The sequence below is a fragment of the Persephonella sp. genome (assembly GCF_027023985.1).
Taxonomy (GTDB): Bacteria; Aquificota; Aquificia; order Aquificales; family Hydrogenothermaceae; genus Persephonella_A.
This window is the reverse complement of record NZ_JALVTW010000006.1, coordinates 1-12988: the sequence shown is the minus strand read 5'-3', so window position 1 is coordinate 12988 and position 12988 is coordinate 1. Positions and strand designations below refer to the sequence as shown.

Sequence of the window (12988 nt, the reverse complement as noted above, 5' to 3'; positions counted from 1 at the left end):
AATCAACTCTTCTGTCTTTTACTTCCGGTAGAGATGTATCAAGTAGTTTTGTAGCAGATTTACCTGTTAATATCTGGATAAACTTTGGTGGTATCTCTTGAATTACGTCCCTTAAGGTTATGTCTAATTTGGCCATTTTACAGACTGCAAATCTGAGAAAGGTCTATTCTTTCAACAGGAATATCTCCGACAAGCATTTCTTTGAATTTTTTGAAGCTTTCGGCTTCGTCTGTTATGTATATTTTTCTTTTTCCTGTGCCTTTAAAAACAATATTATGTCCATGAAGAAACTCAACTATAGCCTGTGAAGAATCTACAATAGAAATATGAGGATAAAGCTGCTGAATAGTGTTTTTAAGCAGCGGATAATGGGTGCAACCTAAAATAAGGGTGTCAATTCCTTTTTCTATAAGCTCATCAAGATATTCTTTTACGATTAATCTTGCTATTTCCCCTTCTGTGATACCTTCTTCCACAAGTGGAACAAATAATGGACAGGGTTTTTGAAATACCTGTATATTATGTTCTTCTAATAAGTTTTTATAAGAATTACTTCTTATTGTTGCCTGTGTTCCTATAACTCCAACTTTTCCATTTTTTGTATGTCTTAAGGCTATTTCAACTCCCGGCTCTACTACTCCAATCACAGGAAAATCATAATTTTCCCTTAGTTTATCTATTGCATAAGAGGATGCTGTATTACAGGCAACTATAAGGGCTTCTATTCCAAATCCTGCCAGATAACCTGCTGCTTCAAGGGAATATCTAATCACAGTTTCAGGAGATTTGTTTCCATAGGGCACACGGGCAGTATCTCCAAGATAATATATATCAGCGAGTGGAAATTCTTTTGCAATTTCTTTGAAAACTGTAAGTCCGCCGATACCTGAATCAAATACTCCTATACTCATTTTTCTTCTTCCTTATTTGAGTAAACCACAGGAGCATCAGACCATAGCCATTCAAGGTTGTAATATTCCCTAAGCTCCGGAATAAAGATATTTACCATAATATCACCATAATCTATGGCTATCCATCTGCCCTCTGTGTAGCCTTCAATATGGGAAGGAATAATTCCTTTTTCTTTTAGTCTGTGTGTAATCTCGTCACATATAGCCTTGGTATGAACAGGCACGTCCCCTGATATTATCACCATATAATCTGCTATTGGGGACACCTTCCCTATCTCAAGAGCAACAATATCTTTTCCTTTTTTCTCTTCGGCTGCCTGTATGATTTCATTTAAAATTTCTTTGGTATCTATGGTTTATCCCTCCTTAACGTTTTTTAATAAATCTTTTATACCATCTTTATATTTTGTATTGGGAAATTCTTTTAGCATATGTTTTAGAACAGTAATGCCTCTTTTTTTGCTTTTTTGAATTCTATCTTCCAATTTATCAACATGTTTTTGTAGAAGTTCTTTTCTATTGATTAAGACATTTTTCTTTTCAATATCTTTTTCTTGCTGTATTTTTTCCTCAAGCTCTTTTATTTTTTGTTTATACTCCTGAATTTCTTCTTCATACTGTTTGTCAACATTTAGAAGGTTATATCCGATTTTATAAATAACATATTCTTTGTCTATAAAATCTGTGTAATCATCATAGGCCATGTTGTAATAAACCGCAGCAGAATAATACTTTCCAAGATGTTCATATAAATCTGCTATATCAATAAGATGGGTTGCTTCCATCTTTTTGGCTTTTTTAATGATTTCATCTGCTTTTTTAGCATAAGGACTATTTGGATATTCATCTTTTAACTCTTCAGCTTTATCTAAGGCTTTTCTTACATATGTTAAATCTCTATCAGGTGAAGGAGATATTTTTAAATAGGAAACAGCCAGCTTATAAAGAACTTCCGGAACCTGAGGTGCAGTTGGGAAGAGGGATAAAAACTCCTCAAATTCCACAATGGCATCTATATAGTTTTCTTCTCTGTAATATATATTGGCAAGCATATATCTTGCCTGCATTATATCTGTTGTGGTCATATTTTCAGCTTTATAGATAGCTTCCTTTAAGTAATCTTTTGCATCATCGTATTTGCCTTCTTTATAAAGCTGAATTCCTTTTGGAAGAACCTGTTCTTTGGTTATATGTTTTTCTGCACAGGAAAACAATAATCCTGCAGCGCATATTGCAGTAAAAATCTTTTTCATTCCACTCTCTCTATACTGAATTTATTTACATTTATATTAATATCAGAAAGTATATCAATTCTGTCTGCTAATTTCAGGTCTTTTATCAGGTTGTTTACGGCACGATAAATAGCCGGATTTACTTTTATTCTCAGCTTTACAAAAGGCTTCATTTCAGATATTTTTTTCTCAATTTCAAATAGTATTAAATTTTTACTTCTGACAAATCCTTGACCACCACAGGTAAAACATATCTCTGTTAACTGTTTTATAAGGCTTTCCTCAAGCTTTTTCCGGGTAAGTTCCAGTAGCCCAAGGGAAGTAAAATTTTTTATTTTTACTGGTCTTTTATCTTTTTTAACTTCTTTTTTGAACTGTTCTATCAAGGATTTTTTCCTTTCTGTGTCTTTCATGTCTATAAAATCAATAATAATAATTCCGCCTAAATCCCTTAATCTCAGGTGTTTAGCAATTTCTTTAATTGCTTCCAAATTAGTATGATATGCAGTTTCTTCAAGGGATTTGTGTTTGCAGTGGCTACCACTGTTTACATCTATAGACACAAGGGCTTCTGTTTCCTCAATAACTATATATCCACCATTTGGAAGCCAGACATATGGGTTTAGTATTTTGTGGATAAGTTTATCTATCTGATAGTAAGAATATAAAGAAACCTTTCTTTTTCTGTAAGGTTCCAGTTTTATTTTTTGGTTAGGGAAATTCTTTTTCAGATATTCTTTAATTTCTTTTAGCTTTTTTATATCATCTGATATTATTTTGGAAAAATTACCGGCATAGTCCCTCAATATACTGTAAATTTTGCTGGTTTCTTCATAGAGCAACGAAGGTGTTTTTTTGTTTTTTGCAGATTTTGAAATATTGTTCCAAAGTTGTTTAAGGGAAAGAAAGTCCTCAATTATTGCCTCATCTGAAGCATCAGCAGCAGAAGTCCTTATAATAAACCCGTGATTTTCTTCATTAAATGGCTCCAAAAGCCATTTAATATGTTCTTTAATTCTGTTTTTTTCTTCAGGATCTTCTATCTTCGTTGAAATTGATATATAAGGATTATCAGGAATTAATACTAGATATTTACCAGGAATAGCTATTTTACAGGACAGTTTTGCACCTTTTGTGCCAACTGCTGACCTTTTAACCTGAACAATTATATTCTCATTTACTTTTAATTCCTTTGGACAGTTATTAATATCTTTTAATGGTAAAAATGCTTCCCTTTCTTCACCGATATCAACAAAGGCTGCGTTCATGGCAGGAACAATTCTTTTTATTTTGCCTTTATAGATATTTCCGGACTGTCTCACAAGGTCTTTGTATTCTACACGGACTTCAACAGGTTCCTTATCCTCATAAATAACATATAAATAAAGATTTCTAGAAGAAATAATAACAAGCTCTCTGTCCACAAATAAACCTGTTGTAAATTTTTTTAAATAATAAATCAGAAAGGAATGTTAAATCAAGGAGAAGGAGGCCAGAAAGGCCTACCTTCTGGGAGGGAGTGTAATGTTATTAAGATTTTTTAACTTTTCCTGAGATAAAATCAGCATCTCTTTCAGGAAGTTCAGTTACCCATGTCATAAGAGGCTCTTTACATTGAGGAAGCATTACCTGTTTGCAGGTATCAATACATTCTCCACAAACAATGCAAGCCTGAATTCCTTTATAAAAATCGTTTATATAAGCCATTCTTCTCGGATCAAGTGCCATAGGACAGTTTTTAATACATTCTTTACATGTGCCACAATCTGCCAAATTAAACTGAGGTGCCATTGTAGGTTTTACTTTATGGTGATAAGGGGTGATTTTTTGATAAATTCCTGTTGGACAAAAAGTTCTGCACCATCTTTTTCCTATGAAAACTTCAAAATAAACAACTACGAGTGCAGATAAAAATGCTGCCCAAAGCCATGGGAACATAGGATTAGTGCTGTAGAAAAACACCCTTAAATCTGTTACCCAGTTAAAAAACAAGGCAAGGAATAAAACCGCTGTAATTAGGGATACACCATAATATCCAATTTTACTTAAAGTGGAAGACCTTGGATTATACATTCTTTTTCTAATTACATCTTGTATTTCGGCGACCCATCCTCCAGGGCATATCCATCCACAGAAAACTCTTCCGTTAAAAAGGTTCATAACAATTACCAGAATTGCAAAAAACCCCAGAGATAAAATTACAGGCATTAAACCATCTTCCACAGGAACTTTATGACCAAAAATCCATGCTTCATCGTGGGCAAGGTCAATTTTGGCTATTTTTAAAACAGGAATGATAATAAGCATTAATATAACGAAGATATAAACAGTATTCCTTAAAACTGTAAATTTATGGGTTTCCATAAATGATGGTTGTGGACAGGCCGGTGCAGAGTTTACTGAAGTAGACATTTAAACTTTACCTCCAAAAATATTTAACAGGCGTTAAAATATTATAGTATATTATAGTATAATTTTGTTAGTTTTTACTAACCAAAAATCCAAAAGAGAGGTTGGAGATGAAAAAAGCCCTATCCGTTTTTTTGTTTTTGATAGCCGCAATTTTCCTTGCATCATGCGAAGGAAAAGGAAAACTTGTTATTAAAGAACCTCCAAATGCAGATGTTTACATTAATGGAAAACATGTTGGCAAAACACCTCTGGAAATTGAACTAAAAGAAGGTAAATACACTGTAGAAGTTGCTACCTCTCCATTTGATATGGAAAGGAAAAAGGATGTATGGGTTTATTTTGACCATATAACAGAACTTTCTTTCAAACCAACACCAAAAGGATTACTTGTTATAGATACTAAACCTCAAGGAGCAATCGTTTTAGAGGGTAGAAACCCTATAGGAAAAACACCTTTCAAAGATAAAATAGATGTTGGGGAACACGAAATTGTTCTTAAATTAGGTTCAGTAGGAACCTCCAGAAAAGTTAATATCCAATACGGTAAAGAAACAAAACTTTTTGTTGATATGGAACATGCTGTTCTCCACTTTAAAGCCGAGCCTTCAGATGCAATTTTATACATAGATGGCAAAAAAATAGGCCAGTTTCCACAAACAGTTAAACTGGACGAAGGAATTCATAAAATAACAGTCAAAAAAGATGGTTATGTAGATTCCTTTGTGCTGAAACTTAAGAAAGGTGATGAGTTTACAGTAAAATACACATTACAACCTGTTCAGCTTCCACCTATACAGGCATATGGACCTGTTGACTTTACACCGGACCATAAATATCTGGTTACACTTGGGAAAGCAGGAATATACTTCTGGGATATTAAGGAGTTTAAACCTCAAATTTCTTTATATGATCCAAAAGACGTAAGAAACTTTGATAAATTCATCAACTACGGTATATCTGAAAATGGACAGTATGTTGCAGGTATTAAACCGATTAGGAAACTGGCTTATGCACTTCCATCTGAACTGAAAGACAAAAAAGTTGACAAAATCCTTGTATGGAATATGAAGACCACCTTCCCTGTTATGTCTAAAATGTATCCAATGGAATCTGTAATAATTGCAATTAGTAAAGACAATACAAAAGTTTATTACGTAACAAAAGATGGAAAAATAAAAATTGCTGACCTGAAAACAGGTGCTTTAAAAGGAGAAAAAGATATAGGACATCAGCCTGCATGTGGAAAATATGCTGCTGGAAAAATATATATTGGAACGAAAGATGGATATGTTATAGCGTTTGATACAAGCTCAGACAATATAGAAAAAGCAGAAAAAGTTCATTCTCAAGAAATTACATCTTTAACAGCCAGCAGAGACAAACAAAATATAGTTACTTCATCCCTTGATGGAACAGTAAACATCCTTGGTTTAGACTTATCTATAGTTAAAAAGATAGAGGCAGGATATCCAGTTTATTCTGCAGCACTTTCAACTAAAAAAGATGAGATCGCCCTTGGAAAAGGTGATAAATCTGTTGAAGTTAGAGATATAAATACAGGTAAAACCCTTTATACAATTGAAAATCTTGTATTTGTCCCAAGGTCTATGGTGTTTGCAAATGAGGAAGTTCTGATTGTGGCTTCTTTAATGGATAATCCTCATATTGATATATTCAGAAACGGTCACCTGATGAAAAAATGGATACAAACTGTTCAATAGCTCTAAAAGGGGGATTTACTCCCCCTATTTCTGTTAAAATTTTTTCAAAATAAACTGCAGGTCAGGAAAATGTGTGGAGTATTTGGAGTTTTCAATAATACAGATGCATCATATATGACTTTTTTAGGATTACATGCACTTCAGCACAGAGGTCAGGAAGCAGCAGGTATAGCTGTATCAGATGGATATGATATCAATCTTAAACTGGGAGAAGGCCTTGTAACCAGAGTCTTTTCAGATAAAGACTTGAAAGAACTAAAAGGTGACCTTGCAATAGGCCATGTTAGATATTCAACATCAGGGGGTTCAGATCCCAAAAATATACAACCATTCTTTGCCCATTTTTATGGAGGCTCATTTGCAATAGCCCATAACGGTAATCTGGTGAATGCCGGCCAGATAAGAGAAGAACTTGAAAAAAATGGTGCAATATTCAGGTCTACCTCTGATACAGAAGTATTTGTCCATTTGATTGCAAAAGCTAAAGAACCACCACCATCCCACATAATGCTCCATAAAAATGATAGAGATTTTCTTCCGCTGGTATTCTCCGCAATGTCTAAGGTAAAAGGTGCATATTCTTTGCTTATCCTTAGGGAAAAGCAGCTTATAGCAATCAGAGACCCTTACGGTTTTAGACCTCTTGCACTTGGTAAAAATAAATCAGGTAGCTTTTTTGTTGCTTCAGAAACATGTGCATTTGATATCATTGATGCTGAATATCTGAGGGATATAAAACCCGGAGAAGTTCTGGTTATTGATGATGCAGGAATGAGATCTTATTTCCCTCTTGAACATACAGAAGAACCAAAAAAATGTATATTTGAGTTTGTTTATTTTGCAAGACCGGATAGTATGATTTTTCAGGACTGGGTTTATGAAATTAGAAAAGAAATGGGAAGAACCCTTGCAAGAGAATATAAAGTAGATGCTGATTATGTGGTTCCTGTATTAGATTCAGGATTACTGGCAGCGAAAGGATATTCAGAGGAAAGCGGTATTCCGCTGGAAATAGGCTTAATCAGGAACCATTATGTTGGAAGAAGTTTTATACAACCTACCCAGTCTATAAGAGATTTAAGCGTTAGATTAAAACTAAATCCTGTCAGACAGGTGGTTGAAGGCAAAAGGCTCATTGTAATAGATGATTCCCTTGTCCGGGGAACAACAAGCAAAAAAATCGTAAATATGCTTAGAAAAGCCGGTGCGAAAGAAATCCATCTTCTATTAAGTTCACCTCCAGTAATCAGCCCATGCTATTATGGGATTGATACTCCCACAAAAGAGGAGTTAATTGCCGCCAATAAAACTATCGATGAAATTAGAGATTATGTTGGAGCCGATAGTCTTTATTACTTATCATTGGAAGGAATGATAAGGTCAGCAAATAAATACCGTCAGAAAGGTTTCTGCACAGCCTGTTTTGATGGAAATTATCCTGTTCTGTAGATAGCTACTCTGGAAAGATTTCAAATTTAAGCATAAAAAAGAGGGGGAGAACACTCCCCCAATATGGATGGCTCCAGCAGGGCATCGTTAGTAAACACTAACTAACATTATGATAATACATTATCCCCTAAAATGCAACCTTATGCTAAAATTTTTCCTGCATAATCAGGAGGTTCAGTATGAAAATAAAAGAAATTCAGGATAAGATACAAAAGGAAAATTTAGGTTCATTTTTTTTCTCAAGCAGGCCTAATGTGTTTTATTTAAGTAGATTTAAATCCTCAAATGCTTACGTATTACTGACCCAAAAAGAAAAATTTTTTATAACAGATAGTAGGTATTTTGAAGCTGCAAAAGAAAAGCTCAAAGGATGGAACCTTATTCAACTGGGAGAAGGAGGAAAACCCCAGATAAAGCATCTACAAGAAATTCTCAATGAATATGGCGGCAATCAAATAGGCTTTGAGGAAGATAGAGTCACAATATCGTTTTATAAGGCTCTAAAAGAAGGTTTGAAAACAGAGCTTAAGGGCTATTCAGGATTTTTAGATGAGTTTAGAATTCAGAAGACTGAGGAAGAAATAAAAATAATCAGGGAAGCAGTTCATAAAACCGATAGAATCTTTGAAAAAATACTAACCCAGATACCACAAGCCACAGATGAGTTAGACCTGAGAAGAAGAATAATAAATGAGATATTCATAGAAGGTGGAACAGATGAAAGCTTTCCGGCAATTGTGGCAACAGGAAAAAATTCTGCCGTTCCCCATCATGAAACATCACACACAAAAATTGAAAGAAACAGTCCGGTTCTGATAGATATGGGACTTATATATGAGGGATATTGTTCTGATTTTACAAGAACGGTATTCTATGGACAGGTTCACCCTGAAATAGAAAAAATTTATCAGATTGTAAAAGAAGCTCATTTAGAAGCTCTTAGCAAGGTAAAAGCCGGAATTCCAATAAAAGAGATAGACCTTGCCGCAAGAAATGTTATAGATAAGTATGGTTACGGTGATTATTTTATCCATTCCACAGGTCACGGGGTAGGAATAGAAATCCATGAACCTCCACGGATATATAAAAATAATGAAGATGGACTCCTTGAAAACACTGTTTTTACCATTGAACCGGGCATATACATTCCAGGAATAGGTGGCGTAAGACTTGAAAATATTGTTGTTGCCAGAAAGGATAAAGGAGAAGTCTTAACCCAAACTTCCCTTGAAGAAATCAGGATATAATAAATAACTATGAATCAGGATGGATTTTTAAGCAATATAAATACGATACTTAATCAGGTTATTCTGGGAACACCCCTCTACAAATGGGCTCTTGCCCTTATTGTTTTACTGTTTTTCTTACTTCTGAAAAATCTTTTTTCTGCAATTATCGTTAAAAGCATAAGGACAGTAGTCTCCAGAACAAAAACATCAATTGATGACAAGCTTCTCCTTATGATAGAAAGTCCCCTGAGATTTTTATTTGTTGTAATTGGCCTCTGGCTTGCCCTTGATATCATCAATCTCAGGGCAGATATACTCCAGCATTTTGTCCGTAGTTTATTTATCATTATGGTCTTCTGGATTTTTTATAACGGTATAAATGTTTTTACAGATGATATATATAAGTTTTCCCAAAAATTTGGGAAAGAACTTTACCGAGAAATCGGTTCATTTCTTATAAAAGCCACAAAAGCATTTATCATAACGATTGGATTTTTAGCTATCCTTCAGGAATGGGGCATTAATGTAACAGCTCTTATTGCATCCCTTGGAATAGGTGGTCTGGCTATAGCCCTTGCTGCCAAAGACACAGCGGCTAACTTTTTCGGTGGTTTGACTATTCTTGCAGATAAATCCCTGAAAATAGGAGAATGGATAAAGGTAGGCAGTGTAGAAGGAATAGTTGAAGACCTTGGAATGAGAACAACAAAAATAAGAACATTTGAAAAGTCCCTGATAACAGTTCCAAACCAGTATATAGCAAATAACCCAATAGAAAACTTTTCCAGAAGGAATATAAGAAGAATTAAGATGACTATAGGCCTTGTTTATGATACCCCCGGAGAGACGATTAAGAAAATAGTTAAAGATATAAAGGAAATGCTGGAAAATCATCCGGGAATTGCAAAAGACCAGACATTGCTGGTTTTCTTTGATAAATTTAATGATAGCTCTCTGGATATATTTATTTATGCCTTTACAAATACAGCAAATTGGATTGAGTATATGGCAATTAAAGAGGATATAAATCTAAAAATTATGGAAATTATTGAAAAAAATGGCTCTTCTTTTGCATATCCAAGCCAGTCAATATATATAGAAAAAGTTCCTGAAAAGCTGACATTTTTTGATGATAGCAAAGACTCACCTGAACATTAGTTTCAGTTTTATAAATGGGTCTTCATCTGTAAATATTTTTTGAAAAGGAATTCTCTTTAAGACAATCTGGTGTCTTAGATTTTCATCAAGTTTTTCCAGATTTTTTTTATAGACCCTTACCATAGGCCATACAAGAAGGGGAATTTTTCTTTTGTTATCAAAGGATTTAAGCTGAAAACCTGTATATTTAGATGGATTTTCTTCATCTTTATCCCTTACACAGATTGCAGCCAATTTATGCTTTGAGGCAATATTTAAAATATTTATAGGATAAACAAAATCTCCTATTAGTATTATCAAAGACCTTTTGTGTCTGTTTAAAAATCTGTATATATTTTCTGTATTAATCTTTTTGTCCTTAATATCTAATGAATAAATAAAATCAAGGATATCCGTAATATGTTGGGGATAGTTTTTGTGAGGAAAATATTTTTCCATTTTATCTGTGAAAATATAGGTATGTAGCTTATCCTTGTGATATAAGGCTGAATGGCCTAAAATGGCGAAAATCTCTGAAAGTTTATCTAATTTATTTTTAAAAAGCATTTCCTGGTCTAAAAGCAAAACAATAATTATATTTTGGCTTTTTAGCTCTTCCCGTTCCACAACATAGGGCTTTCTTTCTTTTGCTGTTATTATCCAGTTTATCCTTTTGACGTTATCCCCATAAGTGTATTCTCTGATATTCTTTAAATCATCTTCTTCACCAAATATTATTGCTTTGTGAATACCTTCCAGAGAGGATAAAACTTTCTGCCGTGCTTTTAAGGATATAATTTTGCTTTTTTCAATCATTTTTAACTTTAAGGCATAGGGACTTTTTCAACTATCATATCTATGATATGGTCTGTGGTTATTCCTTCGGCTTCTGCATAGAAAGAAACCATAAATCTATGTCTGAAAACGTCCTTCAGATATAAAAGCACATCTGCAGGTGATACATAATCTTTTCCATTTAGTAAGGCTACAGCTTTGGAAACTTTATATAAATTTATAGTTGCCCTTGGGCTTAACCCCAGTCTGATAAGCTTTTTATCTATTCCGTATTTCTCAGGCTGTCTCGTTGCCATTGTTAATTCAACCATATATTTTTCAACTTCTTTATCAACATGAATCTCTTTTAATTGTTCTTTCAGGACAATAATATCCTTTTTTGATGCAACTTGCTGTGGCTCTTCTACCTGAACACCTTCATTCCTTATTCCTTCCTGTGCTGTCACAAGCCTTAGAATCTGATATTCTTCCTCTTCAGACGGATAATCAACCACAACTTTCATCAAAAATCTATCCAGCTGGGCTTCAGGCAGGTTATAAACTCCTTCCTCTTCAATAGGGTTCAGTGTTGCCATTACCATAAATGGTTTATCAAGGGTGAATGTATCTTCTCCAATTGTTACCTGTCTTTCTTGCATGGCTTCAAGCAGTGCTGACTGAACTTTCGCAGGAGCCCTGTTTATCTCATCAGCAAGAAGCAGATTTGTAAATATGGGACCCTTTTTAACTCTGAATTCATCCTTTTCTATTATGTATATCTCTCCTCCCAGAATGTCTGATGGGATAAGGTCTGGAGTAAATTGTATCCTTTTAAAATCAAGGTTGAGAATTTTCCCAAGTGTTTTTACTGCTGTGGTTTTGGCAATTCCCGGAACACCTTCTATAAGGATATGCCCTTCTGTGATAAGGGCTATCAAAAGACTGTCTATCATTCTTTCCTGACCAATTATGGCCTTTTTGAGTTCATTTTTAATTTTTTGGATTATATCCATAATTACTCCCAATTGCTTTAAATCTTTTGTATAGGGTTATTCATAATTATGATTTTTAAAAGTTTACAATACAAGAGGTAAAAGAAAATAAAGAGTAGAGATTATTAAGGCTATAATTGAAGAATATACAATCCCTTTTAATGTCAAAATTCGTGAGTTTTGTATGGTAAATATTTCATAATCTGCTCTTATCAAAATTTTTTCAATCTCGGATAAAAGGGGTGAGTTTATATTTTCCTTTCTTGCTAAAGTAATAAGATATTCTGCATACTGTAGTTCTCCAAAAGCTTGTGTATAAGTTTCTTCTAATTTTTTAGCTTTGTCAAAAACTCTTAGAAGATGGATAAAACTTTGTTTTGATAAAATATCTTTTAGAAAAATTTGTATTCTTTCATACTGTTCATATAGCTTGTTTCTATATATTAAGAGATAGTGTTCTATTATTTCTTTGTAAGATGGTATTTGAGATGAAATATATCCTATAACTAATGAATCTTCATCTTCTGAATGATACTCATGCTCATGATAAAACTCTTTAATTCCATGATATATAGCCCTATTTAATGCACCTTTAATTTTAGGATCTATGTATACAATCTCACATATAAGAACCCCTTCTTTCGTAAAGTCTTTAATTTTAAGGTTAGCAGCTATTTTGTTTTTTCCAGAAAATTCTATTTTTATAAATTTAGGATATGAGTTATCATCTGTTGTTAGTTCAATATCGATTTTATATTGCTCTTTTTTCTGTGGCTCAGAAATAGAGAAAAATTCTATTTTGCCTTTTCTAAATGCCCGTGGATCAATTGGCGCTTTTGTGGGTATCCAATAAGATATATACTCCCCCAATTTTAATTTCCTGTTTTCTATTTATTAAGATTTTTTGTTTTAGGTCAGACTAAATTTTAAGCCCATAAAGTTTGTTTTGAATTTTTTCAAGTAAATTCCTGGGTTTATATATTCTGGCCTCTAACATACCCTTTCTTGTAATTCTCCACGTATTTTTACGGTTTTCTCCTATCCCATGCGAAATACATCCCAGCCAAGCTAAAGCTTCCGTGATTTCTTCTTCTCTGCCCGGCAAGTCTTGTGCCAACGCTGCTTTTAATT

Annotated in this window: 13 protein-coding genes; 4 read left to right on the top strand and 9 right to left on the bottom strand. The window is 33.7% G+C overall.

Annotation, left to right across the window (positions count from 1 at the left end; translation table 11 throughout):
• Positions 1-137 precede the first annotated feature (137 nt).
• The 5 genes from murI to MVE07_RS00930 all read right to left on the bottom strand — a co-directional run bounded on the left by murI (position 138) and on the right by MVE07_RS00930 (position 4555).
• A complete protein-coding gene (murI, locus tag MVE07_RS00950; RefSeq protein ID WP_297452877.1) occupies positions 138-911 on the bottom strand; it encodes a glutamate racemase in 774 nt (257 codons plus the stop codon).
• The gene (rsfS, locus tag MVE07_RS00945; RefSeq protein ID WP_297452879.1) at positions 908-1234 is read right to left on the bottom strand and encodes a ribosome silencing factor; all 327 of its coding nucleotides are present in this window, start codon (positions 1232-1234) and stop codon (positions 908-910) included. Before rsfS ends, murI begins: the two co-directional genes overlap by 4 nt.
• Positions 1235-1267: 33 nt before the next feature.
• Complete coding sequence (gene bamD, locus MVE07_RS00940) at positions 1268-2164, bottom strand: outer membrane protein assembly factor BamD (RefSeq protein WP_297452875.1); 897 nt, start codon at positions 2162-2164, stop codon at positions 1268-1270.
• Complete coding sequence (locus tag MVE07_RS00935; RefSeq protein ID WP_297452873.1) at positions 2161-3567, bottom strand: Rne/Rng family ribonuclease; 1407 nt, start codon at positions 3565-3567, stop codon at positions 2161-2163. Before MVE07_RS00935 ends, bamD begins: the two co-directional genes overlap by 4 nt.
• A gap of 106 nt (positions 3568-3673) precedes the next feature.
• The gene (locus tag MVE07_RS00930) at positions 3674-4555 is read right to left on the bottom strand and encodes a 4Fe-4S binding protein (RefSeq protein WP_297452871.1); all 882 of its coding nucleotides are present in this window, start codon (positions 4553-4555) and stop codon (positions 3674-3676) included.
• Between the two features lie 107 nt (positions 4556-4662).
• Between MVE07_RS00930 and MVE07_RS00925 the strand changes: the two genes are divergently transcribed.
• The 4 genes from MVE07_RS00925 to MVE07_RS00910 all read left to right on the top strand — a co-directional run bounded on the left by MVE07_RS00925 (position 4663) and on the right by MVE07_RS00910 (position 10112).
• Complete coding sequence (locus tag MVE07_RS00925) at positions 4663-6276, top strand: PEGA domain-containing protein (protein ID WP_297452869.1); 1614 nt, start codon at positions 4663-4665, stop codon at positions 6274-6276.
• 69 nt (positions 6277-6345) lie between these two features.
• Positions 6346-7725, top strand: a complete 1380-nt coding sequence (purF, locus tag MVE07_RS00920) for an amidophosphoribosyltransferase (RefSeq protein ID WP_297452867.1) — start codon at positions 6346-6348, stop codon at positions 7723-7725.
• A 179-nt stretch (positions 7726-7904) separates the two neighbouring features.
• Complete coding sequence (locus MVE07_RS00915; RefSeq protein WP_297452865.1) at positions 7905-8972, top strand: Xaa-Pro peptidase family protein; 1068 nt, start codon at positions 7905-7907, stop codon at positions 8970-8972.
• Positions 8973-8981: 9 nt separating this feature from the next.
• Positions 8982-10112, top strand: a complete 1131-nt coding sequence (locus MVE07_RS00910) for a mechanosensitive ion channel family protein (protein ID WP_297452863.1) — start codon at positions 8982-8984, stop codon at positions 10110-10112.
• Here the strand turns inward: MVE07_RS00910 and MVE07_RS00905 are convergent.
• The 4 genes from MVE07_RS00905 to MVE07_RS00890 form a co-directional block, all read right to left on the bottom strand.
• Entirely contained in the window at positions 10098-10907 is an 810-nt protein-coding gene (locus MVE07_RS00905) for a DUF58 domain-containing protein (protein WP_297452861.1), read from the bottom strand. The two genes, MVE07_RS00910 and MVE07_RS00905, sit on opposite strands and share 15 nt — an antisense overlap.
• Before the next feature lie 8 nt (positions 10908-10915).
• Positions 10916-11878 (bottom strand): MoxR family ATPase, encoded by a 963-nt coding sequence (locus tag MVE07_RS00900; RefSeq protein WP_297452859.1) that lies wholly within the window; start codon positions 11876-11878, stop codon positions 10916-10918.
• 63 nt (positions 11879-11941) lie between these two features.
• Positions 11942-12727: a hypothetical protein gene (locus tag MVE07_RS00895; protein WP_297452857.1), complete on the bottom strand. Its 786-nt coding sequence runs from the start codon at positions 12725-12727 to the stop codon at positions 11942-11944.
• Positions 12728-12776: 49 nt separating this feature from the next.
• The coding region (locus MVE07_RS00890) for a hypothetical protein (protein ID WP_297452855.1) at positions 12777-12988 on the bottom strand (212 nt) is incomplete at its 5' end.